The organism is Clostridium sp. JS66, assembly GCF_033561535.1.
In the GTDB taxonomy this organism is placed as follows: Bacteria; Bacillota; Clostridia; order Clostridiales; family Clostridiaceae; genus Clostridium_AM; species Clostridium_AM carboxidivorans.
This window is the reverse complement of record NZ_CP131467.1, coordinates 2,206,368-2,231,884: the sequence shown is the minus strand read 5'-3', so window position 1 is coordinate 2,231,884 and position 25,517 is coordinate 2,206,368. Positions and strand designations below refer to the sequence as shown.

The 25,517-nt window shown below is 28.3% G+C and carries 35 protein-coding genes and 1 pseudogene; 13 read left to right on the top strand and 23 right to left on the bottom strand.

The features are described 5' to 3' along the window. Positions 1 to 41: 41 nt before the first annotated feature. Together Q6H37_RS10540 and Q6H37_RS10535 are read right to left on the bottom strand one after the other, a co-directional pair. Positions 42 to 1,130 carry an AAA family ATPase gene (locus tag Q6H37_RS10540; RefSeq protein WP_318741688.1) on the bottom strand — a complete coding sequence of 363 codons (1,089 nt, stop codon included), beginning with the start codon at positions 1,128 to 1,130 and terminating at the stop codon, positions 42 to 44. 2 nt (positions 1,131 to 1,132) lie between these two features. Further along, complete coding sequence (locus Q6H37_RS10535; protein WP_318741686.1) at positions 1,133 to 1,930, bottom strand: RNA ligase family protein; 798 nt, start codon at positions 1,928 to 1,930, stop codon at positions 1,133 to 1,135. Positions 1,931 to 2,585: 655 nt separating this feature from the next. Between Q6H37_RS10535 and Q6H37_RS10530 the strand changes: the two genes are divergently transcribed. The 5 genes from Q6H37_RS10530 to Q6H37_RS10510 all read left to right on the top strand — a co-directional run bounded on the left by Q6H37_RS10530 (position 2,586) and on the right by Q6H37_RS10510 (position 6,406). Continuing rightward, positions 2,586 to 3,053, top strand: a complete 468-nt coding sequence (locus Q6H37_RS10530; RefSeq protein ID WP_318741684.1) for a hypothetical protein — start codon at positions 2,586 to 2,588, stop codon at positions 3,051 to 3,053. 149 nt (positions 3,054 to 3,202) lie between these two features. Then, positions 3,203 to 3,670: a hypothetical protein gene (locus Q6H37_RS10525; RefSeq protein WP_318741682.1), complete on the top strand. Its 468-nt coding sequence runs from the start codon at positions 3,203 to 3,205 to the stop codon at positions 3,668 to 3,670. Beyond that, positions 3,657 to 4,322, top strand: coding sequence for an accessory gene regulator B family protein (locus Q6H37_RS10520; RefSeq protein ID WP_318741680.1), 666 nt, complete (start codon positions 3,657 to 3,659; stop codon positions 4,320 to 4,322). Before Q6H37_RS10525 ends, Q6H37_RS10520 begins: the two co-directional genes overlap by 14 nt. Then, positions 4,319 to 4,453: a cyclic lactone autoinducer peptide gene (locus Q6H37_RS10515; protein ID WP_318741678.1), complete on the top strand. Its 135-nt coding sequence runs from the start codon at positions 4,319 to 4,321 to the stop codon at positions 4,451 to 4,453. Before Q6H37_RS10520 ends, Q6H37_RS10515 begins: the two co-directional genes overlap by 4 nt. A 90-nt stretch (positions 4,454 to 4,543) precedes the next feature. Next, on the top strand, positions 4,544 to 6,406 hold the full coding sequence (locus tag Q6H37_RS10510) for a sensor histidine kinase (RefSeq protein WP_318741676.1): 1,863 nt from the start codon (positions 4,544 to 4,546) through the stop codon (positions 6,404 to 6,406). Between the two features lie 137 nt (positions 6,407 to 6,543). Here Q6H37_RS10510 and Q6H37_RS10505 read toward each other — a convergent pair. Further along, positions 6,544 to 6,889, bottom strand: a pseudogene (locus Q6H37_RS10505) (transposase); the annotation flags it as partial. Between the two features lie 273 nt (positions 6,890 to 7,162). Then, complete coding sequence (locus Q6H37_RS10500; protein WP_412523915.1) at positions 7,163 to 7,462, bottom strand: RNA ligase family protein; 300 nt, start codon at positions 7,460 to 7,462, stop codon at positions 7,163 to 7,165. Between the two features lie 640 nt (positions 7,463 to 8,102). On the opposite strand from Q6H37_RS10500, the gene Q6H37_RS10495 reads away from it, so the two are divergent. The 3 genes from Q6H37_RS10495 (at position 8,103) to Q6H37_RS10485 (ending at position 10,079) form a co-directional block, all read left to right on the top strand. Then, entirely contained in the window at positions 8,103 to 8,702 is a 600-nt protein-coding gene (locus tag Q6H37_RS10495; protein WP_318741674.1) for a hypothetical protein, read from the top strand. A gap of 430 nt (positions 8,703 to 9,132) precedes the next feature. Then, entirely contained in the window at positions 9,133 to 9,270 is a 138-nt protein-coding gene (locus Q6H37_RS10490; protein WP_318741672.1) for a hypothetical protein, read from the top strand. 50 nt (positions 9,271 to 9,320) lie between these two features. Continuing rightward, positions 9,321 to 10,079: a hypothetical protein gene (locus Q6H37_RS10485; RefSeq protein WP_318741670.1), complete on the top strand. Its 759-nt coding sequence runs from the start codon at positions 9,321 to 9,323 to the stop codon at positions 10,077 to 10,079. A 382-nt stretch (positions 10,080 to 10,461) separates the two neighbouring features. Here the strand turns inward: Q6H37_RS10485 and Q6H37_RS10480 are convergent, their stop codons facing one another. From Q6H37_RS10480 to Q6H37_RS10395, 18 genes are all read right to left on the bottom strand, one after another. Next, complete coding sequence (locus tag Q6H37_RS10480; RefSeq protein WP_318741669.1) at positions 10,462 to 10,767, bottom strand: hypothetical protein; 306 nt, start codon at positions 10,765 to 10,767, stop codon at positions 10,462 to 10,464. A gap of 371 nt (positions 10,768 to 11,138) precedes the next feature. Further along, on the bottom strand, positions 11,139 to 11,579 hold the full coding sequence (locus Q6H37_RS10475; RefSeq protein ID WP_318741667.1) for an SMI1/KNR4 family protein: 441 nt from the start codon (positions 11,577 to 11,579) through the stop codon (positions 11,139 to 11,141). Between the two features lie 314 nt (positions 11,580 to 11,893). Then, a complete protein-coding gene (locus Q6H37_RS10470) occupies positions 11,894 to 12,199 on the bottom strand; it encodes a hypothetical protein (protein WP_318741665.1) in 306 nt (101 codons plus the stop codon). 192 nt (positions 12,200 to 12,391) lie between these two features. Continuing rightward, the gene (locus Q6H37_RS10465; RefSeq protein ID WP_318741663.1) at positions 12,392 to 13,426 is read right to left on the bottom strand and encodes an RNA ligase RtcB family protein; all 1,035 of its coding nucleotides are present in this window, start codon (positions 13,424 to 13,426) and stop codon (positions 12,392 to 12,394) included. A gap of 263 nt (positions 13,427 to 13,689) precedes the next feature. Beyond that, positions 13,690 to 14,265 (bottom strand): hypothetical protein, encoded by a 576-nt coding sequence (locus tag Q6H37_RS10460; protein WP_318741661.1) that lies wholly within the window; start codon positions 14,263 to 14,265, stop codon positions 13,690 to 13,692. Between the two features lie 328 nt (positions 14,266 to 14,593). Next, positions 14,594 to 14,929, bottom strand: coding sequence for a hypothetical protein (locus Q6H37_RS10455; RefSeq protein WP_318741659.1), 336 nt, complete (start codon positions 14,927 to 14,929; stop codon positions 14,594 to 14,596). Then, complete coding sequence (locus Q6H37_RS10450) at positions 14,922 to 15,167, bottom strand: hypothetical protein (RefSeq protein ID WP_318741657.1); 246 nt, start codon at positions 15,165 to 15,167, stop codon at positions 14,922 to 14,924. The genes Q6H37_RS10455 and Q6H37_RS10450 overlap by 8 nt, the downstream gene beginning before the upstream one ends. 67 nt (positions 15,168 to 15,234) lie before the next feature. After that, positions 15,235 to 15,654 (bottom strand): hypothetical protein, encoded by a 420-nt coding sequence (locus Q6H37_RS10445; protein WP_318741656.1) that lies wholly within the window; start codon positions 15,652 to 15,654, stop codon positions 15,235 to 15,237. After that, positions 15,655 to 15,897 (bottom strand): hypothetical protein, encoded by a 243-nt coding sequence (locus Q6H37_RS10440; RefSeq protein WP_318741654.1) that lies wholly within the window; start codon positions 15,895 to 15,897, stop codon positions 15,655 to 15,657. Positions 15,898 to 16,124: 227 nt separating this feature from the next. Continuing rightward, positions 16,125 to 16,493, bottom strand: a complete 369-nt coding sequence (locus tag Q6H37_RS10435; protein WP_318741652.1) for a hypothetical protein — start codon at positions 16,491 to 16,493, stop codon at positions 16,125 to 16,127. Further along, positions 16,483 to 17,520 carry a hypothetical protein gene (locus tag Q6H37_RS10430; protein ID WP_318741650.1) on the bottom strand — a complete coding sequence of 346 codons (1,038 nt, stop codon included), beginning with the start codon at positions 17,518 to 17,520 and terminating at the stop codon, positions 16,483 to 16,485. The genes Q6H37_RS10435 and Q6H37_RS10430 overlap by 11 nt, the downstream gene beginning before the upstream one ends. A 3-nt stretch (positions 17,521 to 17,523) precedes the next feature. Further along, complete coding sequence (locus Q6H37_RS10425) at positions 17,524 to 17,781, bottom strand: hypothetical protein (protein ID WP_318741648.1); 258 nt, start codon at positions 17,779 to 17,781, stop codon at positions 17,524 to 17,526. Positions 17,782 to 18,133: 352 nt separating this feature from the next. Further along, complete coding sequence (locus Q6H37_RS10420; RefSeq protein WP_318741646.1) at positions 18,134 to 18,535, bottom strand: hypothetical protein; 402 nt, start codon at positions 18,533 to 18,535, stop codon at positions 18,134 to 18,136. Positions 18,536 to 18,556: 21 nt separating this feature from the next. After that, positions 18,557 to 20,212, bottom strand: a complete 1,656-nt coding sequence (locus Q6H37_RS10415) for a hypothetical protein (RefSeq protein ID WP_318741644.1) — start codon at positions 20,210 to 20,212, stop codon at positions 18,557 to 18,559. Between the two features lie 27 nt (positions 20,213 to 20,239). Next, a complete protein-coding gene (locus Q6H37_RS10410; protein WP_318741642.1) occupies positions 20,240 to 20,470 on the bottom strand; it encodes a WXG100 family type VII secretion target in 231 nt (76 codons plus the stop codon). Positions 20,471 to 20,679: 209 nt separating this feature from the next. Continuing rightward, a complete protein-coding gene (locus Q6H37_RS10405; RefSeq protein WP_318741640.1) occupies positions 20,680 to 20,931 on the bottom strand; it encodes a hypothetical protein in 252 nt (83 codons plus the stop codon). A gap of 134 nt (positions 20,932 to 21,065) precedes the next feature. Continuing rightward, positions 21,066 to 21,317, bottom strand: coding sequence for a hypothetical protein (locus Q6H37_RS10400; RefSeq protein WP_318741638.1), 252 nt, complete (start codon positions 21,315 to 21,317; stop codon positions 21,066 to 21,068). An 84-nt stretch (positions 21,318 to 21,401) separates the two neighbouring features. Beyond that, positions 21,402 to 21,539 carry a hypothetical protein gene (locus Q6H37_RS10395; protein ID WP_318741636.1) on the bottom strand — a complete coding sequence of 46 codons (138 nt, stop codon included), beginning with the start codon at positions 21,537 to 21,539 and terminating at the stop codon, positions 21,402 to 21,404. A 146-nt stretch (positions 21,540 to 21,685) separates the two neighbouring features. Between Q6H37_RS10395 and Q6H37_RS10390 the strand changes: the two genes are divergently transcribed. The 5 genes from Q6H37_RS10390 to Q6H37_RS10370 all read left to right on the top strand — a co-directional run bounded on the left by Q6H37_RS10390 (position 21,686) and on the right by Q6H37_RS10370 (position 24,081). Continuing rightward, positions 21,686 to 21,910, top strand: coding sequence for a DUF1659 domain-containing protein (locus Q6H37_RS10390; RefSeq protein ID WP_318741634.1), 225 nt, complete (start codon positions 21,686 to 21,688; stop codon positions 21,908 to 21,910). Between the two features lie 54 nt (positions 21,911 to 21,964). After that, the gene (locus Q6H37_RS10385) at positions 21,965 to 22,183 is read left to right on the top strand and encodes a DUF2922 domain-containing protein (RefSeq protein ID WP_318741632.1); all 219 of its coding nucleotides are present in this window, start codon (positions 21,965 to 21,967) and stop codon (positions 22,181 to 22,183) included. Between the two features lie 98 nt (positions 22,184 to 22,281). Continuing rightward, positions 22,282 to 22,455: a YvrJ family protein gene (locus Q6H37_RS10380; protein WP_318741630.1), complete on the top strand. Its 174-nt coding sequence runs from the start codon at positions 22,282 to 22,284 to the stop codon at positions 22,453 to 22,455. A gap of 412 nt (positions 22,456 to 22,867) precedes the next feature. Next, positions 22,868 to 23,506: a hypothetical protein gene (locus Q6H37_RS10375; RefSeq protein ID WP_318741629.1), complete on the top strand. Its 639-nt coding sequence runs from the start codon at positions 22,868 to 22,870 to the stop codon at positions 23,504 to 23,506. Continuing rightward, positions 23,497 to 24,081: a sigma-70 family RNA polymerase sigma factor gene (locus Q6H37_RS10370; protein ID WP_318741627.1), complete on the top strand. Its 585-nt coding sequence runs from the start codon at positions 23,497 to 23,499 to the stop codon at positions 24,079 to 24,081. The genes Q6H37_RS10375 and Q6H37_RS10370 overlap by 10 nt, the downstream gene beginning before the upstream one ends. Before the next feature lie 117 nt (positions 24,082 to 24,198). On the opposite strand, the gene Q6H37_RS10365 is transcribed toward Q6H37_RS10370, so the two are convergent. Continuing rightward, positions 24,199 to 25,443 (bottom strand): IS110 family transposase, encoded by a 1,245-nt coding sequence (locus Q6H37_RS10365; protein ID WP_318734740.1) that lies wholly within the window; start codon positions 25,441 to 25,443, stop codon positions 24,199 to 24,201. Positions 25,444 to 25,517 lie beyond the last annotated feature (74 nt).

Genomic DNA, 25,517 nt, shown 5'->3' with positions numbered 1-25,517 from the left:
GTTTATAATACACTATTTCTTATAATTAGCAAAATAATTTGTTAACAAATTTCTTCTGCTTCAGGCATATCCATATTTTTTATCATGTTATCTATTACTTTAATAGGCACATATCTTTCTCTTTTATTATCCCTTAAAATCAACTCTCTATAAGGCACCTCTAAATAAACAAACTTTACTTTTGCTCCATAAGCTGTGCATAGTCTAATTAATTTTTGCCTATTCTCTCTTCTTAAATTCGTAGCATTCCAGACAAAGCTTTCCTTTCTTCTTAAATATTCCTTTGCCTTAGAAAACGCCACTGCTCCAACTTTTCCAAAATCTTTAGAAGGTGAAATATTAAGTTCTTCTCTAATATCATCTAAGGATATTACTTTTACCCCCTTAAGATTACACTTTATATAAGTATCCTTTCCAGCTAAAGGAAGTCCCATCATAATTATTACTTCAAAGCTTCTATTATCAAAAATCTCTGCTCCAGGATAAACCTTATTTCCTGTAAGATACAAAAACCTTGTATAGTCATTCTTAAATTTCTTAGGTCCATAAAAACAACCTAATTCTTCTGCATAGGTTTTAAAATAAAAAACCCTTTCAAGCAAGGCTGCCTTATCTTCACAGTACCTTCCAAGCAAATCACATTTTCCTAATAAATAAAGCAGTTTCATATTAGTGATTTCAGCTGCCTTTATAAGATGGTAATCTATATCTTCTTTTTCGATAAAGTACAGAGGCAGCCCATGGTATCTAATGAGTGCCGCTATTTCTTCTCTTATAGACTTATCAAATTCATATTCTCTATAGGCTAAGTATCTAAACATCTTTGCACCCTTTATAGCATGCTTAGGTGAGATTATTTGTCCATCTTCTTCCCTTGTAGTAATAACCTTACCTATGTCATGAAATAGTGCTGCTGTATACAAAATTACCTTTTCTTTATCCTCTAAACCTTCCCATTCTTCAAGCTTTAAAACTTCGCTGCATACTAACTTGGTATGCTCATAAACATTTCCTTCGCCATGAAATTTAGGATTTTGCTTAACTTCCTTAAACTTATCTATAACTTTAAATTCCTCAACTATGTCTTTGAAGTTATAGTTCTTTTCCCCCAAAAATTTTTCTATATTCATGACTACGCCTCCTCAGAAAAAATATCTATTCCTGATTTTAATTTGTTAGGAATAATAGGTCTATTAACCCAATGAGTTTCAGAATCCATAATTGTATTTAAAAATGAAGCCCTTACATATTTCATTCTGCTAAGTACATAGTTTTCATCTTCTACTTTTATATATATACCTTCCATTAAATCAGTTGTATCTGTTTGTTTTTTAGCAATTTCATAGGATAAATTTAACTCACTGCAGCTTTTTTCTAAACTTCTCTGCCAGTTATTTGATTTAAAATTTGATTTACCCAAAAGTGTTGTAATTTCATCTTTAGACTTTAGTATTCCTTCTTTTAAAACCAGTACAGACTTTATAAAAGGATAGCTTTTAAGCATTTCTCTTCTTCTTCTGGTACTTAAGAATTTTTCTTCCTGCTTATCAAATATATCAAACTCCATAAAATAGTGATTAAGTTCATCATAATACACAGTATGCTTTGCATAAAGCCATTCTCCATACATAACGTATCTATGTCCTAAAATTTCTCTAAGCCTATAAATAAAAGTATTTGCCCAGGTTTTAAACATATCAAATTGAGTTTCTCCATATCCTCCATTTAAAAAATGCCCTCTGCTTTGTAAATACATTCTTCCTTGCTTATCAAAGCTAATACCACAGTTAGCACCATCTACCTTTTCTTCAAGTACACAAAAGCTATTTTTAATTTTTTCAAACTTTATGCTGTCCAAATCCTCGTCTCCCTGTTGAAATCTCGATCCTTCAATATGAGGAGTTCTTGGATATTTATAAATTCTTTCCATACAATCATCTCCTTTAAATTTACGCAGCAAAAAAGTGCTGCGAATCTTAACTTTTCACAACACTAATAAACCTAAAAGAGATATTCTTTTTAAGGCAATTATTATGGTTATAAAAAGCAAATTATCTTTAAAACTAAATTAGAGTACATAAATAAACTCATTAAATTATTTTTTTAATGAATACAAATACCCTTTTTAATTTTCCTTAGATAAATCTACTTAATTACATAATAATTTTCCTCTTATTCTATATTTTTAACAATTGTTATTATAACATTACAATTTATCCCTAGTCAATATTTAGTGGCAAATAATTTATGTATTGTGGGGTATATGTGCTCCACTTGCTATCTTTTTGCTTTTTCAAGTTCTAGCTTTGGCGTTTTATCTGTCTCTTCTTTCAAAGTAAAACAATTTGTTAACGTCCCTAGCATAATCTCATAAACCTAAGGTTGAATAAAATGGAAATTAAAATATATAGTTTATTTAGTAAAAAAAGTTAAAAAAGAAGGAATTATACTTTTAATGTCGAATAATACATTATATAGAAATAAAGTTAAAACATATGATAATGTGCACATATTTGTTAGCATTATTTTTAAACTTTTAATTGTTAAATTTGCACACTAAATATTACAGAAGGGACATAAAAAATATGTTGAAACTTACATGGATAGAATTCTTTTTTAGAACTATTCCAGAAATATTTATTTTAATATGGGGAATACATGTAATTTCTAGAAAGTCTTTTAATACACTACAATATGTACTTTCCAGTATAGTAATATCTATATTAAGCTTTTTTGTAAGATGGCTTCCTATATATTTTGGAGTACATGTGATACTTAATATGATTTTAACTATAAGTATTATGATTATTATTGGTATACCATTAATAAAATCCATATATAGCACTTTGATAATGTTTTTTGTACTTTGTTTAAGTGAATCTTTAAATGTGTTAATATTAAATCTACTAAAAATCGATACAAATTTTCAACTTTTAGAACCTGTTAAAAAATGTGTATTAACACTTCCATCATTAATTATTACATCAGTTTTTATTATAATAATGCATCATTTATTTTTAAAAAAAAATCAGTTAGTAATAGTCAATAGTTGAAAGAAAAAAAAGTTAAAAAAGAAGGAATTATATTTTTAATGTCGAATAATACATTATATACAATTTAAGTTAATATATATGCAAATATTCTAATATATGTTATTTTTTTAAATTTATACATTGAATATTATAGAAAGGACATAAAAAATATGTTGAAACTTACATGGATAGAATTTTTTTTTAGAACTATTCCAGAAATGTTTATTTTAATATGGGGAATACATGTAATCTCTAGAAAGTCTTTTAATATACCACAATATGTGCTTTCCAGTATAGTAGTAGCTATCCTAAGCTTTTTTGTAAGGTGGCTTCCTATATATTTTGGAGTACATATGATACTTAATATAATAATAACTATAAGTATTATGTTTATTATTGGTATACCATTAATAAAATCTGTATATAGTACTTTATTAATGTGTTTCATACTTTCTTTAAGTGAATTTTTAAATATGTTAATATTAAATTTACTAAAAATTAATACAACTATTCAGCTTTTAGACCCTGTTAAAAAATGTGTATTAGAAATTCCGTCCCTGGCTATTACATCAATTTTTATTATAATAATACATTATTTATTAAAAACAAAAGAAGGAATGAAATATGTCTCTAATTGAAAGAATATCAGTTAAAATAGGAAGAAATGCTAAATTATTTTTAAATGTTGATGAAGATAAAGAACAAATTATTGTATATGGTGCAATAAATTTACTTCAAACTATGCTTGCTATTTTATGGGTAATCATTGCTGGTTTGTTTTTTGGTGTACTTTATGAAGCATTATTATTTTCCATTACTGTTAGCATTTTAAGAAAATATTCAGGAGGGGCACATGCTTCTTCATCAAGTCACTGTATTATAATAGGTACAATTTTAGCAGTGGCATCAGGAATATTTATTGATAAGATATTTTTCAAAATTAATATGCTTACTGCAATATTAATAAGCATAGCTTGTATATCATTTTCTTTTATAGTAGTTGCAAAAAATGCACCAGTAGACAGTATTAAAAAACCTATTACCAATATTGAACTTAAAAAGCAATTAAAAAAAAAATCTATTATTGTACTATTTATTTTTTCATTGATAATTACAATTTTATGTGTGCTTAGTAGAAAGCATTTGAAATTATATTACATAAAATTCATAGAAAGTATCATTCTTGGAGTTCTATGGCAAACCATTACACTTACTAAAAGTGGAACAAGTTTTCTAAACAAAGTTGACTTTGTTTTAAAATATGTATATCGAAAGGAGCAAACATTATGAAAAAGGAAATTAAGAAGTTCTTTGTTACAATTACATCATATTTTTGCACAAAAATGGCCTTTTCAACTTCAGCATCAGCATGTTCTTTTAGTTTTTTTCAACCTGAAGAGCCTAAATGCTTAAGGAAATAGAAAATAGAAAATAAAAATTATTAATTTTGTAATTAATAATTTTTATTTTTATTTTAAGCAACTTTATTTATAAAAGAAGGAGGTTTCTTTATGAATGCTTTTACACATAAAATTGAAAATAACTTATCTGTCATGCTATCTACTTTGAAAATTTCAATAATAGTATTTATTAGTATAATTATATATATTAACTTACCTAAATATTGGTTTGATTTAAATATAGAAAATAATGGTCAATTTAATTTATATACTACAGCATTTTTTTTGATTATTACTGGAGTATGTTACTTAGCCTGCTTAATAACTAATCATAAAGTATATCAATCATCAAATGTATTTAGGATTTCTTGGCTTTTAGAAAATATTTTTTTTATGCTTATTATTGCATTACCAACATATTTATCTACAGCTTATGAAAGTGAATATAAATATTTATTTCTACTATTAATAATAGCGTCAGTTATTGAATATGGTTCTCGTTATGGAATTATAACTTCACTTTTTTCTTCATGTTTTGTACTTGGAGCAGATTTGCTATATGCCCCAGTAAAAGATGGAATTAATTTATATTTTCAAAAGGATTTAATAATGGTAGGAATATTTATTTTTGTTGCATGGATTCTTGGCTACTATGTTGATATGGAAAGTGAGAATAATAAAAAAAAGGATGAAACACTTAACATACTAAGTACTGAATTGGAAAATCAGAATAAACAGAGACAGAATATGGAATCATTATTATTAAAAAATAAAATTTGTTATGATATGTTGTTTGAAAATTCAGTAAATGCTATTATTGTACATAAAAAAGGAATAATTATATATGCTAATGAGAGTGCAGCTAAATTGCTGGGATATGACAATCCGATTGAACTAAGTGGTAAGAGCTTTTATAATCACTATTCAGGAGATACTAAATTAAATATTAAAAAAAAGTATTGGAACATTATTACTAATAAACTTTCAAAGATTGCAGAAGAAGAAAATATATTAAACTGTAATGGCGACTTTATTCCAGTACGCAACACATCATCTTTTTTTACTTACAAAGATAACCCTACCATATTAACATTTTTACTTGATATAACTTCAGAGAAAAAAGTAGAAACCTTAAAGCAAGATGCAGAAAAAAATTTAAAATTACTTAATGAAACTAGAGAATTTAATATCCTTATAACTGAATTTTTTACTAATATGTCCCATGAACTTAAAACACCTGTTAATGTTATTTACGCTGCTATTCAAACTATAAATATGTATTTAGATAATTACAAAATAGATAATATAAACAAATTGAAATCCTACTTAAAAACAATGAAACAAAATTGTCTGAGAATGATTAGGTTAATAAATAATCTTCTAGATATAACTAAGTTGGATTCTGGATTTATTAAACTTAATAAAAAAAATGGTAATATCATAAATGTTATAGAGGATATTGTTCAATCAGTAGCATCTTATGTAAAAAGTAGGGATATAGAGCTTATATTCGATACAAATGTTGAAGAAAAAACTATGGCTTTTGATTATGATAAGATAGAGCGTATAATGTTAAATTTAATATCCAATGCTTTTAAATATAGTCATTCTAAAGGACGAATATATGTTAATTTAATAGATGAAGGATCAAATCTTGTTATTAAAGTAAAAGATGAGGGAGACGGTATTCCAAAAGATAAACTTGATGTTATATTTGAACGTTTTGGACAAGCAAATCGTTCACTTTCCAGACAATGCGAAGGAACTGGAATAGGACTATATCTTGTGAAATCATTTACTGAAATGCATGGTGGTAAAATAAGTGTTACAAGTAATGAAGGAAAAGGGAGTGAATTTTCAATATTACTACCTGCTGGATTGATTAAAGATCAGCCTTTTATGGATGATAAATCTCTTCTTCAGACTAATGTAGAGAGAATAAGCATAGAATTTTCAGATATATATTCACAGTAATTCTGAAATTAATCATAGCAAAACAACTTGTTGGCACCTCAGGAGATCTTGCGAAGCCTTAGCTGAGCCTGCTATTGGTTCAAAATTTGGAACTTGGGCTGAATAAATATTAAATTTAAAAAGATAGAAAACTTATAATCAAGTTTTCTATCAGATTGTTCAAGATATCCTTTAGTTGACTGAGTAATTATTTCTTTAGTAAACTTATTTTTATTAGCATTAGCTTTTAAGTGAGTTGAATCTGTGTATAAAATTTTACCATCTACTAATTTTTTATTTATAGCTTGAAGTACAATATTATCAAATATCTTTTGATATATATTGGTATCTTTAAATCTTGCTATTCTATTTTGACTTATAGTTGAATGACTTGGAATTTTATCTGTAAGGTTATATCCCCAAAAAACATCTATAAGCTACATTAACTTCAATATATTTATCTATTTTTCTAAGAATATGATTTTTGGGAACTAAATTTTCTATATAAACTAATTCTAATTCATTTTATTTTTGTGAATTATTTGTAATCATATATTTGTTTCGTATAGTATTTGTATTATAAATCTATCTATTTATCTTTATATACCAATATTAAAATACAGTTTTTAAAAAAATAACTAAAAACACTACAAAATTGAATAATGCTGTGTTCATAAAAATTATTTGATTTCTCTCCGTTTTTACCTGACATAAGAGATGTCTCAGAAAAAGTGCCAAAAAATATTGCACCTAATATTGCATCACATTTTAGAGGAATTAAATAAAGAAGATTAGGAACTCCATAAAATAGTGATTAAGTTCATCATAATACACAGTATGCTTTGCATAAAGCCATTCTCCATATCCCCCATTTAAAAAATGCCCTCTGCTTTGTAAATACATTCTTCCTTGCTTATCAAAGCTAATACCGCAGTTAGCCCCATATACCTTTTCTTCAAGTACACAAAAGCTATTTTTAATTTTTTCAAACTTTATGCTGCAAAGATCCTCGTCTCCCTGTTGAAATCTTGATCCTTCAATATGAGGAGTTCTTGGATATTTATAAATTCTTTCCATACAATCATCTCCTTTAAATTTACGCAGCAAAAAAGTGCTGCGAAGCTTAACTTTTCACAACACTAATAAACCTAAAAGAGATATTCTTTTTAAGGCAATTATTATGGTTATAAAAAGTAAATTATCTTTAAAACTAAATTAGAGTACATAAATAAACTCATTAAATTATTTTTTTAATGAATACAAATACCCTTTTTAATTTTTCTTAGATAAATCTACTTAATTACATAATAATTTTCCTCTCATTCTACATTTCTAACAATTTTTATTATAACATTACAATTTGTTCCTAGTCAATATTTAGTGGTAACATCATCAGACATTTTAATAAATACCTTTGGTGATATTTTTTGCCTAACCTGCGGGAAAGCTTGCTTTGATACATTTAAAATCCATTTTATTTCTTCCTATCCTTGTGAAATACGTTGCTTTAAGCCTTACTTCACACATGAATATTATATCATTTATAAGTGCGTTTGTTATACTTATTACTTAAATGGTTTTCATCCGTTGCATTGTATCAAGATAGATTGTACAATTGTATGAGAAATTTTATATGGTTGGAGGTCAAACATGGAGACAATCACATTAATCAATAAGTTTTATGACATTTAATCTAGTTAAGAAAGGAAAAGGAAAATTGAGTAAGAATAAAAGGAAAAAAGTTAATATGAGAAATGATAAGAAAGTAAAAAAATATAGTGTTTTAAAGGATATAATGATTTATATTGGTATATTTGCTATTTTCGCACTGATACTTGCACTAATGATTTTGATCAATTCTACTTTCAGTGGTGCTTATTGGCTGAATACTGTTGAGTTAAGTATTGGGTGCATTGTATTATTTTGCTCAGCTTTAGGTTTATTTAAAATGGGAATTGAATTCATAAAAAAAGATACTGCTGGATTGGGAGGAATAACAGTTAGTTTTGTTCTTGCAATTCTTATAGGTGTTTTGGTAACTGGAATTTTTTTAATTAATCTTCGTCCAAGGTTATTAGATATTCCAAGAGCTTTATCACATAACTATATGATAACAGGAGGAAAAATAATAGCAATACATAGAAATGAGGGAAAGAAGGCTTATGCTGATATTACGGTGCAGTATGAAGATAATGATGGAGAAATAACTATTACATTTAAGGGAGATAAGTTAACAAAGCTATCAGAAGGACAAAAAATAAAAATAGAATATTTACCACATTCAAATCTTGGAATGGCATATAGTATAGAAAACTAGATATATTAAAAGCATTAGTAAGCTCAGGAATTTTCCCTCGCAAGTACCCCAAGGGTGTAAAATTTGGTACTGTTTGATGAACAATCATGTGCACCCACAACTAAAAACCGAAGATGCACCTATAGAACAGTTTATGGGAAGAATAGTGAGGCAAATTTTTGGGTTCGCCTAGTACCCTTGGGGCTGTTACAGAAACTGTAAGTTTCTGTTTGCTTTAACACACCAAAAAAATTCTAAAACTATTCGTTGCAGGCAACATATGAAGTTCAAGTGATGGGATATATACTTATAGCATTCAGGTTACTTATGATGAAAAAGCAAGAAAAAAGGAAGGGTCATTAATCGACATTGACACGAATGTACAAAACAATTAAAATAAAAGAAATGCATGGGTACTAATGTAAAATTTGGATATGTATTAATATAATATATGAAAAGTACTTTAGAAAATGGAGAGAAAACATATGCAGTTGGATTAAAGAAGAGAAGTGAGGACTTTGAAAACTGCATAACAAGAAGTAAAGGTGTGGCAGCTCTTACAAGTGATAAAGTGAATAGAAGGTCCTAAACATGTTAAGAAAATACTAGTAAAACTAATAAGGGGGAAGAAAGATTATTATGAGTTTATTAAAAATAATGTACAGGTTAAAATATTTCTTTTCTAAAGAAATTGAAATTGATGACATTATATTTCCTGATAAGAATTTAGCCATAGCTATAGCTATTGAAAGGAAAAAATATAATAGTATAAGTGAGATTGAAAAATTAAGATTAAGTAATATAAAAAATTTAAATTTAGAGGGCTTACAACGGTTATCAAGTGTTACTACGCTTGACATTGTTGAGTGTGAAGTGATAAATGCAATTCCACTAATGCAGATGTTCAATGTAGATGATTTAAATCTTTACAAAAACAAAGGTATTGATTATAACATATTAACAAGTTTATATAATCTTAAGAATTTAATAATTGCGGATCCAAAATTAAAAAATATCTCCTTCCTTAAAGAATTAGTACAATTAGAGTTCTTATATATTTGCACAAATAGTATTGAGGATATTTCAACATTAAAATATCTCAAAAATTTAAAAGGGTTGGATATAAGTGAGAATCCAATTTTAGATTGCTCTCCTATTGTTGAACTAGAGAACCTTGAAGAACTTGAGCTAGAAGATCTTGGTTTAACTAACGTAGAATTTTTATCAAATCTTAAGAAATTAACTCTACTTGATTTATCAAAGAATAATATTTTAGATTTAACTCCACTTAAACAGTTAGAAAATCTTCAGACACTATATTTAGGAGATTTTAGCGGAAACATGGTTAGCATATTGTCAGATTTGCAAAACACTAATATTAATATAGAGAATAATTGATGTGCCCATAGTATTTGTGAGCATTGCTGCATATTCTCAGTGGCATTTGCTGCGGAAAAAATAATTTTTTTCATCCGGTGAGAAGGCTGGGGTCATTGTAACCATTCCCTTAGCAGTAAATCCAAAAGATTCAGTACTTGCTATCATGTCTTTAGGTAAAATAGGTGTAAAGGTTCCACTTATTATATCTACAACACCTAAGGTTTTATGTCATTCGTATCCTTACTAATAGGTTTAGAAGGGACTATAACTTTTTCTTTTCCTAGTGCTAAATCTCTGTTTTATCTTTTAAACTATTGATTTTTTCACCTATATCATATACTTTATTAATATAAGTAAGTAATTGTTTTAAGCTTGTCTGAGCTTGCTACAAACCTAAGAATCACTTGATATTGTCATACTCCTTGTTTTCTTTCTCATTTAATCGGTTATATCTACTTTTGTTGTCATCCCACAACAAGAAATAATTCATTAAAGCCAAAATAAGGCCAGCTATTAAATATGGAGCTAGTGTCAGTGGTATTTCAATTTTCGATCCATATAATATAGCAACTCTATTCATTATAGCCTCTATTATACCTATAATAATAATCTTATAAATAGCATCTTGAATACTATACTTTAATCTTCCTTTTTCTTGTACTTTTCTCCAGTAATTAATGAATTTTTCATCATCTTGATAAAACATCCTTGAAATCCTACTTGGTTTTACTATGCTTTCTCTAATAAGATATTCAAATATTAAGGTTGCAAACATAAATACAAAACAAACAATAAATCCTATGTTTCCTATTAGTTCTATATTAATTCCTCCCCCTTATAAAATTCTATAAATTAATGTTTTGTCTAATCTAATTACTCTTTTATAAATCTTTAATAGCTAAATTTACACCTCTTAGGTATTTGCAAAGACTTTTCTGAAGTTACTAATAACTTTATTTTATTATATATAATTTTTATTGTCCTATAAAATATCCAAGATTTTTATTATTATGTATATTGCTATTCGTAATATTTATTGAATTTTCTTTCAAATTTCCCCATTATTTTTAATAAGATTTAATCCCAATTCTCACAAGCATCTTTAAGTCTTTCATAAAAGAACTCATAAAAATTTTTATATTCTTGTGAGCCAACTCCTTCTCTTCTATCCCAATCTACTATTGTACATTCTCCATCTTTAATGTCAGATGTATCCAAACAATATATCCATTCATCACTACTCTCAATTACAACAAATTGTAGTGGTAATCCAAACTTTCTGTATCTTTCAGTAGCTTTTATACAAGATGGAATTTCACCTTTCGATACTCCATAAATTTCAATACCCATAATTAATATATGACCATAATTTTGAAGAAACCATTTGTAGCTTTCTGGAAGATCAACCTTTAAAATGGTTTCAATTTGTAATACTCTACTATTATCAACTCCACCTGTATAATTAGAATAATGCTTTTTTCCTCCAATAATTCTAACTATTTCATTTTTCCTTTCCATGTTAAACCTCCATAATAATATCATACATTAGCAAACATAAACTTCCATTTCCTGTAACGCCACCTAGGACAAGGATAACCCAAAAGGTTCTCCTTGCCAATGAAGGTTTATTTGTCCTATTTAAAATTACAAATCTGGCTTTATTAGTAATATTGACTTCTTAGAAAGTCCATAATTTCATATGAACCTTCTATAAAAGTACATTTTGTAAAAATATTGAAGGTTAGTTTAATGACATTGCCACCGAGAAATCTTGCGAAGTCTTCACTGAGCTTGCTAATACTCCAGAGATTTGAATATTTTTGTATATTCTTTTATTCAATTACTTCTTTAGCATATCTAATATCTTGATCTAAATTTAAATCTTTAAATTTATCATTTAATTTTTCTATGCAACTGATAAATTGGGAACTTTGAAGTATTTCTGAAATATCCTCAAAAACTTCACTTATCCACTCAACATTCTCTTCGCTACAAGTATTCAAAAACTCTATTGTATCTTCTTGATTTTCAGTAAAGATATCAGTCAGCTCTCTCCATTTATTCATAATACGTGGATCATCTGGGTGCATACTTACTCTTTCTTTTATAATACTGTTAATCTTATCATTATCTATCATAAGCTCAATCCTCCTTGGGTTATTGGTGAATTATTTTACTGAAGCTTAGGAGATGGTATTGGATATGATAGAATTAATTATAAAAAGTTTTACTACTATTTATATTATTAGACTAGTTTTAAAACATAATCTTTTTATATACCAATTAAAAAGACAATATACTTATTAAATTTGGTGTTTTAAAACATTTCATTAATCTTTATATGTTATAATAGGCTTTAATTTTGCTATTACTTTAATCAAATCAAATTCAATAAGATCCTGAATTACCCTATCAATGTTTTTATAGGCTTCTGGAGCTTCTTCGTAAATTAAACTTTTATCTTTACATACAAGGTTATAACTAAAGTTGCCATTTTTAACATCTTTTTTAGAAAACTTACCTAAAAGTCTTTCCTTACAGCCATTTCTCTGCCACTTACGTCCAGCTCCATGAGCAATTGAAAAACCTGTATCCAAGCTTTCATTTATAGGCTTAACAATATATGAGTTAGTCCCCCTAGAGCCTGCTATAACAACATATCCATTATCAGATGGTGCTGCACCTTTTCTATGAACATAATAATTATCTTTAAATTCAATACCATTATGAACAGCTTCAATTACAAAAGTTTCTAAGGATCCATTAATAGCATCACATAACCTCTCAGCAATTAATTTTCTACTTTTTCTGGAAAAAAGTATTGCCTTTTCATAATCTTTTAAGTAGCTTTTAAAACCTTCACTACCCTCTACCAAACCATTCTGACAGCTGTACTTCTCAATATGCTTTCTTAAAATATGTTCGCCTAAACCTCTACTGCCGCTATGAATTAGTAAATGTACTTTATTTTTATCTAGATTCAGATTATTAAATTCTTCTTTATCCAATATTTCATCAATAGCAGTGAATTCTGCAAAGTGGTTACCCTTACCTATAGTACCAATATTAAATTGATCTTTTTCAAACTCTAGATTGTTCAAACTTTTCATTGCCTTATCTACTTTAAATTTCTTTTCAAAGATAGAAGTTTGAAATAAACTTACAGAACATCCTATGTCATTTCCAATTAAATGAGGATAAATTATTCCTTCTGTTAAAAAAGCTACTCCAATTGGTGTTTTTCCAGGGTGTAAATCTGGGTAACCAACAGCTAAAATTACTCCTTTTAAATTTGACAGTTTTTTTACCTGCTCTACACCTTCACTTTCCATCCATGATTTTTCTGTGTATATAATTTTATACATATTCAAATATTCTCTCCTTAATAAATAAAATAGTGTTATATTGAGAGAATAACTAATTTTAAGTCATTACTATAATCATAATTTAGTAAACTCTTATTTAATCTTCTCTCACCATCATATTTTTTATCATATTCATCACAACCTTTACTAAAAATTTTTAGAATATTAAAATCCTGTGCTAATTTTAACAGTTATGTTCACAAAAATCAATTTTTTTGTCCCTAGTCAATATTTAGTGACAACTAATTTATGTTTTGCATATTTTATTTATTTAAACTAGAATACTTATCTAAAATCTCTGGTATATCTATTGCTTTGTCTAGTAAGTTTTCTTTTAATTCTTGTATTTTGCTCATTTCAAAACCATATTGCCCTTCTGTTAAGCTTAAGCTTTCAGTAATATTTTTGAAGAACATTTCACTTTCATTAAGTAATGTATTTAAAAATTCTTTACTAGGCAAAGTCCAAGTATAATGAGTATTAGTTTCTAAAACCATTATCATATATTCATCCGATATCTTCTTAAACTTAATTTTTGTTGGTTGGTCTGGGAACAAAGTTTCTGAATCACCATTTAATTCAAATTCTTCTACTAGATTAAGTATATATGCCCATAATTGGTCAACATAATCCCATAATTTAAAATCTAATATTACTTCATCTTCATATTTTAAATAAATCGCCCCTGCTAAATAATCTAAATCTAATTTACTTGCCAATTGTGTAATTCTATTTTTCTCTGAAACTTCAATAAAGTATTTTTCCCATTCTTCATTAACTTTTTCTAAATCAGTTATTTTTACATCAGGCTTATTTATATATGACTTACATATAAACAAAATGTTCATCACCCACTTCTTGTAAAAAAATCCACTTTCTACTTTCATAATTAGATAAAGATTTAATAACTTTTTCTCGATTAGTTTTAATTACTCCATTAGCCGCATTACCTTCAATTACACTAAGAAAAAACACTTCTGAACTTAATCAGAAGTAAAATTTTATTTTAAATGTTTGTATTGATTATTTCTATATTGAGAAATCATTTTTTTACCATTTCATGCATTTGTTCATACTGCCAAATAAAATCAGAATAAATTTTATCAATATCATCTATATTATCATTTTCCTCTTTTATTTTGTCTAAGTAATTTAGCACATCCCTTACTACAATATTTCTCCCTTATCTATCATTTCAAATGCTACTTCAATTTGTGGGTACTTATACATTTCTTCTTTTAAGTGGGTACTATCGTGACTTTTAAAAGAATTTATATTATTTTTCCCATCTTCTGTTGATCTCGTATATTCGATTACGTCTTTACCTTTTGTTACTATCACCCCATATTCATTTTCTTCCTCATCCTCCATAAAAGAAACTAATGCAATTTCTTCTAATTTGAATTCTTTCTTTATTAATATATCTCTCAGATCACTCCAATTCTCTTCATCTTTAAGTAATCGAGTTAACTCCAGCACTTCTTCTTTTAATAATTCATCCACTACTTAAATTCCTCCTATTTATCTTTTTTAGCAGTGTTGCAACTCTATCTATTATACCATTTCCCTTGCAACTGCTTGACAAGCTGGACACATATCCCTTTTTCCCTGCTGCACTTACCAACATTTCAGTGCTACCATCTTTCAATTTAACCAATGCTGATCCCATAAGTAGTTCTTGACTTTTGAAAAAACAACTAAAAACACTCCAAAATTCAAAATTGAATAATGCAGTGTTCATAAAAATTATTTCATTTTCAAAATTAAATTTATTTTAGTAGTTTCTTTATTCATTATTAACTTCTTTCCTAATTTAATTTTGGAAATATACCCATAAACGGCATTATATCTTTAATTATACCAAAAAAAGATAACAAATTAATTATTATTCCCATAATGAGCATTAACCCAACAACTGTTAGACCGTATAGAGCACTTCTCCAACGTCCTTCAGATTCACCATAGCCATCAGGTAAAAGTTCCTTTTCATACTTAAGCCTTATAGCAGGAACTTCAGCAAAAGTACCAAAAACTCCTGCACCTAATATCGCATCAAATTTTATAGGAATTAAATAAGTCCATTTTGGTACTCCTGTAACACATATAGATAAGACACAACATATGAGATAACCAATAAAAAAAACTTTCCAATGTAATCTATCTTTAGTTTTAGGTGACTCTTTTATATATTCTCTCTTCTGCTTGGTAGATTTTTTTCCCCTATTCATTTATTTGTCCTTCTCTTCATTTTTAGGTGAAGAAACTAAATTATAAGTACCCTTAGTATTTCTTATATCTACACCTGTATAAAATATATCTTTACGATATTTATTAGTGAAATCTATAAACCAATCACTAATTGAAATATTTTTATTTACTGTACGATATAAAACCATAGGAGTTTTAGTTGTTTTATCAACCACTTGTATAGTATCCACTGTTGTAATAAGTGGTACTTTAACTTTATCCATCTTTGTTTTTTTAGTTGCTTTTCTAATTTCATCAAAAGTTACTTGCTTAACTTTTTGTTCTGTTACTTTCTCAGTAGGTAAATTTAATTTTTCTGCAAGTTTTATATGTTAAGTTCTTGGTACTTCAATTAGAACTGCTAATCCTCCTGTGAGACCCAAGCCATCAATCTTATATACGCTTTTAACGCTTCTTTTTCATATTTTCTTATCGTTTGTTTGACTTAGCGTTAAAACATACCGCGAAAAGGATCTTGGTTTGTAATTATACCATAATTGGATAAGACTACAGATATAAGCGCCATTATGAATGTTAATAATAGTGCTATCACTGCTGGAAGAAATCCATATCCACGTGCATCATATCCAGTTATCTTATAATGATTCATATTGCATATCGTTCCAATGCAAACAGATATTACTAACGCATCACCTTTTATTGGTATTAAATATATTACATTAGGCACACCAGTAACAGACAAGGATATGACATATCCAATTACATAACAAATTACATAATAAATTAATTTGTATTCATATTTCTTCTTGTTTAACTTATTTTCTTCCTTTAAACTTGTTTCTTTTTTATTATTTTTCATTATTGCCACCATATACCTTTGCTAAGTCTGGATTAGATTTAATATAAGTATCAGCTGAGTCAGTCCAGGAGTTCACTGTGCCATTTTCATTAAAAGTATTACGCATATCAATTACAGTAGAGATAAAATCAAATTTCTTTACTTTATTAGGATCAAAGTTTTTAACATCGAATACTGGATCTTTAACTATTACACGTTTTAGTATCATTGGTTTTGGATTGTTTTCATCAATTACTTGAGTAGTGTGTACTGTCTGACTAGCTTGTCTTGTAACTATAGTTTCCGTTGGCAAATTTTCTTTAAATGCCCTTGCCATATTTCTTTTCCTTGGTATCTCTATAGTCTCTTCTTTGACCATAGTAGGTTCTAATGTTTTAAAGTCATTTGTTAAACATAAACCAGCAGTTACCATAGAAGCTCCATTGTAAACCATTTCTCCCTTTTCTGATCCTAAATATTCTTTATATTTATCTTTTAAAAAATTTGTCGTGTCTCCATTTGGATTCGCTATACTATTATAAAACTTACTCCAACCTTCTCTTGAACTATTAGCACCATCAGCCATTAAATAACCACCTACTGGAACAGCCCATGGTGCGAATGTTCCTTCTGTTAAGAAACTTCCTCCTGTTGCAACTGTCCAACCAAATGGAATTTCGGTAGCACCACCTATAAATTCACAAATCCCATCCGCTCCCAAATTAACCCTCTTTTGAAAGGCTGTAGTTTTTTGATAATAAGGACTTTGTACAACACTCATTACTCTGCTTAACTCATCTATATAATCTTGTTTACTATAGAGTAAAGAAAATCCCCAGCGTCCTTCATCTACTTTCTCATTATCACTCATTGAATTTATCTCTCTTATTAAATATTTTACACGTTCTCTTAAATCTTTATCAGCTATGAAGTTCAAATCAAACACTTGTTGTCTTAATTCATCATATTTTTCTTCACCTAATACTTTTTCTACATATGATAATGCCTCTTTTTCTTCCTCGGTCAAGTTATCAGGATTCTTTATCATTAATTACATTACTTTATTCTTGTCTACTTGTCCACCTTCTGAAATAATAGACATACCTCTAAGTTTAGATATCCCTTCAGTTATTCCGGATATCTTTGAAAATACTGAACATATATTGCTTTCCAATGTCTTAACACCACTGCAATACTTATTAAAGGAATCATTAAAATCTGTTAAACTAGTTGTTTGATCTTTTAATGACCTTCGTGCCTTTTCAATATCTTCTCCAATAGGAAATGATGTAAAGGTTAGGCTATTCACTAAATTTTGTATTTATACAAATTTAGAATCCATTTTTTTTAAAGAACGATTTTACATATTTAAATTTTTAGATTGTTACACATTTTATTTGTATTATAAATTTATCTATTTATTTTAATATATCAATATTAAAATACAACTTTTGAAAAAACAACTAAAAACACTCCAAAATTCAAAATTGAATAATGCAGTGTTCATAAAAATTATTTGATTTTCAGAATTAAATCTATTTAGTAGGTTCTTTTTTCTTTTTCATTGTTAAATTTTTTCCTATCTTCCACGTATAAATAAAATTTAGTAAAAGAGATATTAGCCTAAATGTTGGTTGTAACTCTTTTTATTATATTTAAAATTAATGCTTATCTAAAAGTGCAAAAATCCCTTCAAATGGCTTTATATCTGTAATTATATTAAATTTTAATAGCATTGTAAGTAGTAAAAAAAATACACCTTCTAATAAAAAAAGTATAACTGCAAAAACAACTCCTCTCCAACGAGCATCTAAGGTGTTTTTTAAGTCTACAGGTGGAGCTGTTATCGATTCTCCCATAAATACAGATACAAATAGAGCATCTAACTTTAAGGGAATTAAATAAGTAAGGCTTGGAATACCTGTGATGCATAATGATATAACATATCCTATTATATACATTATTAAATAAGCAAGCCATTTTCTTTTTATTTTTCTTCTTATTTTAGGAGGTTTCTTAATATACTTTTCTCCCCATTTAGTGGTTTTTTTTTCTTTATTCATACAATCTCCCTTCTTTTAGTTTTATTTTTTATCCGTATCGGGTTTGGGTTGTAATAAATCTATTGTACCATTAGTATTTCTAAAATCTACACCAGTGTAAAAAGTATTTTTTGAAAGTTCCAATTTATTAAGTAAAGGATGCTCTGTAACTTTGTGGTATAAAATCATAGGCGATGTAGTTGTTAACCCTGCTACTTTTGCAGTGTCTGTTGTTGTAACGACTGTAATTTTAGCACCATCTTTTATTGTTTTTTCAACTGTTTGCTTAGTTATATTTTCTATAGGTAAATTCAACTTTTCTGCCTTAGCTATGTTAGCAGGTCTTGGAAATAGTTTAACTTTATCCTCTAAGCTAGTATATCTTGCAAGAGTTTTAAAATCTTCTGTTATACAAATTGCCGCAGTACCTAAACTAACTAAATTATAATATTTTTCTCCATTTGTATCACCAAATGCTTTTTTATAGACAGAGTCTCTCAATAGGTTATATGAGTCATCAGGGCTAAGTCCCACCCATGCTCTACGTGCTTTATCAAAACCTTCAAGCATATTACTACTACCTTCAACTCTTAAATAAGTTCCTGTAGTGAATAATCCTCCACCAACGATTGCTCCCAAAGTAGTTTTTGCCTTAGATTCTAATTTATTCTGTGGTATTAAAGTTGTGCCATTTGAAAATACTGTTGAAAATGCAGAAGCATAAAGCATTTTCTTACCAGTGCCCATGAATGCTTTTCCTAAAGCATTTTCTGTGAAACCTCCTATACCTTCTAAGAATCCGTCCAAAGTTATGTTTGCTGCCCTTTTTACCTTTTGCCAATTAACATATTTACCACTTGTTATATTTGTTATTTCTTTTGCTAATTCACTCTCAAAATAGTCTCTATTGTGGAGCTTCCAGGACATTATACTATCCTTATCAGTGATTTGACTATTTGGATACTCATCAAACCATTTTAATTCACCTGCTAAATAGTTAATTCGATTTAAAGTGTCTTTATCAATGTTTGATATATCAATTGCTTTGCCTGTTTTGGGGTCTATAATATAAGTTACAGATGATTGAGCGTTCATACCTATCAAGTTCATAAATTGGGATAAATTTTGATTTTCTCCCACTACTTCATCTTTTAATTTAGCATATTCCTTTTCACCTAAAACAATTTTTGCATATGCTAACATCTCTTTTTCTTCCTCAGTCAAGCTATTGGGATTCTTTAACATTAACTGCATTACTTTATTCTTATCTACTTGTCCACCTTCCGAAATAATGGACATACCTCTAAATTTAGATATTCCCTCAGTTATCCCAGATATCTTCCCAAGTACTGAACATATATTGCTTTCCAATGTCTTAACACCACTGCAATACTTATTAAAGGAATCGTTAAAATCTGTTAAACTAGTTGTTTGATCTTTTAGTGATTTTCGTGCCTTTTCAATATCTTCTCCAATAGGAAATGTTGTAAAGGTTAGGCTATTCAATAAATTTTGTATTTCTACAAATTTAGAATCCATTTTTTTTAAATGGTTATTTACACATTCATCAACATTTTTATTTATTAGAGCTTGACCTGAGTATTGAAGTGAAATAATCCCTATATCATCATGTGTAAGAGCTGCTCCTGCTGCACTTCTTTTGATATATTCTTCAAACCCCTCACACCTTTTCTTCAACTTGACTGCTTCTGGTTTTTCCTCTCTTTACATTGCATTTTCCACATACTTAAAATCTTCTTCTAACTTTGTATAAAACTCTTGCTTTTCACTATGATTTTGTTCAAATTTATCTTTTGCTGCACCTGACCATCCTAAGTCAGTAAGTTCTTTAACTGTTTTATTTATGTTTTCTTTCTGTTCTGCTAGTATCTTTATAAAATTTTCATAGTCTCTTATTGTATTAGTCAATTTCCCTATATCTAATTTAAAGTCCATTTATTTTCTCCCTCGTGTATGTAATTCTACATTAATATTCATATACTCCTTTATTTTAATTTTTATTCATATATATGTAAACATTACTTTATTTTTCCCTAGATGTTAAAAACAGTTTAATTGATTTTGAATTGAACTCAAATACAAAAATATCGACCTTTCCCTTTTACAAAATGAAAATTTTTTTAATTGAGTAAATCTCATATTTTTTAATCATTGATTTTATTGACTTTCATTTTTCTTTTCCATATTAAACCTCCATAATAACTTCTTAGAAAGTCCATAATTTCATTAGTATAAATAAGTTTATAACCATATAATTTATTGCTAATCACTTGACCATCTTTTGTGATTATATCATCATTAGGAAGTTCTACTCCATTAAATGTAGGCGAAGGGCATTCTATTAAATCGTAAGTATAAACATATCCATCTTTTTCATAAGTTATTTGCTTAGGCAAATTAGATATCTCCTTTGACGAATATGTCTTAAGTCCCACATTAAGTCTTGAAATATCACGCTTAATATATTTTTGAGGTTAATTATTGCATCTTCTTTTAGCTAGTTAACTTCTATATTCTTTAAATTTATTTATTAAGATTCAAAAGTTGTTTTATCAGGAAATTTTCCTCCTTCTTTAATGAAGCACCTAGCTAATCGTTGAGCTGCTCTATTAAAATAAAATTGTGGTGATTGTTCTAAATTCGGAACAGGCTCTAGTTCATTAAACATCCTTGTCCTTTTATTTAATTCTATTTTTCCCATTGTTTCCTCATTAGGACCAAATTTATATACTACTCTGTCATCATCCTCAACTTCTTTGATTAATAACACAAATGACGCCATTCTATTATCTCCTCGTAAAATTATTATTTGTCAGAATTCCATGTACATCCAAAACTAATTGTAGCATAATAAGCTGTCTGATAGTCAGTTTTGAACACCCCTTTCTTCAACCTTAGGATCATAAAAACTCTTCACCATATCTTTAACCTCCTCATCAAAATTCGTATATTTTCCGTACATACTTAAAAAATATGAATTTATATTTTCTATTGCAGATGTCATCTCATCATAATCTTCCAACGTTATCTTATTATTATTTACTTTAAAATCTATAGCTTTTAAAGTAAATAATCTTTTTCAGCCCTTTAAGAATATTGTCTCCTTTTTTTAAATTCACCCTATATATTAAGTGAAAGGAGATGATAAGCATGGCTGCAAAAGCAACAAAGCTTGAAACTGCAATGATTCTTAAGTACAAGGATGGAGTAGACAAAAATGGAAAGGATGTAATCAAAAAACAGAGCTTTTCAAAAGTGAAAACTTCAGCAGCAGATCAGGATCTTTTTGATGTAGCAAAAGAATTTGAAACACTGCTTGGAAAAACTTTAAATGAACTTGTAAGAGAAGACCAAAGCGGAATAACCAACGCTTAAACTACAAAAATTAAACACTTAACTATTTTTAAATAACAAAAAGGAGGCATTAATATGGCAAAATCATTATCTATGACTTTTTTAAATGAAGAAGGCAAAAAATCTTCCATAACTTTAAATAATGTTAAAGAAGATGTTACTGAAGCTGAAGTTAAGGCGGCTATGGATGTAATACTGGCTAAAAATATATTTACATCAGGTGGTTTAGATCTAAAAGCAAAAGACTCTGCTCACATAGTAGAAAGAAACAGCTCCAGCTTAACAGTAAAATAATGAAACTTTCAAACCCATAATTGACAAATGGGCAGTTAAATCAAGTTTAATTGTCCATTTATCGCATTATTTTCAAAATTAACTTGGAGGTTTAAAACATGGAAACAAATCTTGTAAACTTAATAGGTAACCTAGGTTTTCCCATTGCAGTATCTGCTTATCTATTAGTAAGAATTGAAAGCAAAATGGAAAACTTAACTTGCAGCATAAATAATTTATCCAATGCTATAAACCAAATGATAAGGGATGAAAAGAGATCAAATGGTCCCTGATGCAAAATAATCAACTTTAAAAAGTTCTGATTGAAATTTTCCAATCAGAACTTTTTTATATTCTTTAATCATTGTAATAAATAAAACAAAGTCTCATAGAATGCTAAAACTAAATTTCAAAAATGAAAAATGAAAATCAAAGTTAAAAATATTGATTAAAAATCTTCAGTTTTAAAAAATTTCGCATGAAATTTTTTCATCGTAAATCTACCAAATTAGAGGCTTTTCCTCACTAAAAAATCAAATTATTCTATAATAAATATAAAAATTTGTCATATATCACTAAATTAAGTGAAATTGTGTAAAAAAGTTGTATAAATAAGTAAAGTCATTTTTCTATTAATATGCAACATTTTCTTCATAAAATAGGACTTTATTAATAGAGAGAAAAAAATAAGAAAGAAGTGATAATATGACTTTTTGTACTATGGATTTAAAAGATTTTATAGAAAGGATAAGAAAGGAAGATACTGATGCTATAAGTCACTTATACAAAAGTTTTGAAGGCTATATATTTAAAACTTACAATGACAGAATAGGAAATATTTATGGAAATCAATATTGGGAAGATTATCAAAGTGACGTAATTTTATCGATAGTTAGAGCAGCTTCAAATTTTAATGGAACTACTAAAAATAGCTTTAACCGCTGTATATTCAAAACTATTTCGCATTGTGAAAAAAGAATTTATACAAATAAATGTAAACATATTTATAAATATCTAGATGATGAAAACGATTTGTATTATATAGAAAAAAACTTTACTTGCAGCGAAAATTCTATTTTAAATCAAGTTTTGTTCAATAATGAATTAGTGAATTATTTAAAGCATAGACTAAAACCTTTAGAAATTGAGTTATTTGAATGTTTTTTTTATAAAAAGGAAACACTAAAATATTTTTCTGAAACTCACAATCTAAATTATTCCTCTGTAAGATCCACCTTTCGCAGAATGTTAAAAAAAATAGAGTACAAAGAAATTAAATCCTTATTAGAATTGAAACACAGTTTGTTCTTATTTATCGCTTGTATCATTGGGGGGTGCTTATAATATTACAGCTTCTAGATTTAGTAAAAAAGGCCCAGGCTGGAGATAAAGCATCTCTTCAAGCTATAATTAAAAACTTTGAAGGCTTTATGTATAAAACTGCTAGTTCCATTTACATAAATGGATATGAAGTTGAAGATCTACTGCAAATAGAAGCTATAGCTTTAATTAATGCTGTATTTAAATATAACTGTGAATATAAAAATGCTTTTATAGCCTATGCCACTACTGCTATTAAAAATGCTGCATTCAATGAACTTAGAAGTTATTTAAATAAGAAAAATGGAGAAAAATTTGAATTCAGCTTAAATAATACTATAGATGAAGACACTAAATTTATGGACATGCTTCTTAGTGATGATAATGTGGAAGAGGATATATTGTTAAAAGAAGACATTAGGGCTTTAAAAAAAGCCCTGAAACTTCTCCCTGACAACTTTAGAGAAATTATATACTGGCACTATTTTAAGGAAAAATCTTTAAAGGAATATGCAGAATTTAGAAATATAAAATATTCAGCTGCAAAAAAGCGACATGCAAGAGCACTTGAGAAGCTGAAGCAAATAATCAATAAGTAAAGGATTGGTGTTAAGGTTGAAAATAAAAGTATGAACTGTCACTAGTGTAAAATTGCATAGCAAACAAGCCATCATTTGATGACTTAAAAAAATTAAATATAGATGAGAACAATAAGTTTAGGTAGCTGACTTGATTTTATAACCTTGGAACTGTGCCATTAAAATAGCTTGCTCCACTGTGATTTCGCGTTCAACAGGAATAGCATCTGCTTTTTTATAAAGTTCAGCATTATAAGTTTCTTTATTTTTTAACATATTGTATAATGCTGTTAGAAGCATTCTTGCTATTGCAATGATTGCCTTCTTGTGACCGCGGCGTTTCCTTAAGCGGAGGTAGCGATTGCGGATTTCTGGATGCTTTTCACTTTTAACCACAGAAGTAGCACATTGTACTAAAAGTGGCTTAATGTAGCATCCAGCTTTGGAAACCCGGACAGATTTTTTCTTCCCTGCACTTTCATTGTTGGTAGGTGTTAGACCTGACCATGAGCATAAGTGTTTCGCCGAAGGAAAAGCCTCCATTTTGACACCAATCTCTGAAATGACAGTGATTGCAGAGAACGGATTTTTAAATGATGGAGCAGTTAGAATTAGGTCGAGTTCTTGTTGATAGGGACTGGCGAGCGCAAGAATCAGTTCTTCTAGCTCTGCTTTCCGGGATTCCAAATCCTCAAAATGTTTCTTTATAATCTTTAATTTACCAGCCTGTTCAGTAGAAATAAATCCATCAACGGCGAGCTCTATCTCAGGAATTTTGTTCCTCATAGAGCCATGAATTAAAGGTTTAATATCAAAGGAAGTATCCAAAGGATTTTCAAGAATCTTGTCTAAAATTCTTTTTGAACTTTTACCAAAAGTGTCCGAAACAACGTTTCCCAATTGGATATTAGAAACCGTGAGACAATTTTGAAGACGATTCTTCTCACTAGACATAAAGCAGGTTAGTTTGTAACGATAGCGCATAAGGTCACGAAGCTGACGAATGTCAGTAGGAGGCATAAAGCTACCGACAACAAGATCATGCTTAAACAGGTCAGCAATCCATTTCGCATCTTTCTTGTCAGTTTTTTTACCACGAATAGCCTTAACATATTTAGGATGTGCCAATACAATGGAACAACCTTTCTCTAAGATGTTGTACACAGGAATCCAATATTTACCTGTGGATTCCATACAAACATCCTTACAATTTGAATCAAGCAGCCATTGTAACAGCTCTTTCAAACCATTCGTGTAGGTAGAAAAGCGATGGCTCTTGTAGGTGGTAACACCTTTAGAATTAGTGGTTGCAATACAAGCAACTACAAAAGTATTGTGGACATCAATGCCACAACAGATTTTGTACACGATTTTTAAAGCCATAGGGACTCCTTTCTGAACTAAGAAGTTCTAAAAAAATTATAGGGAGAAACAGCATTGACTGACAGCCTAGCATT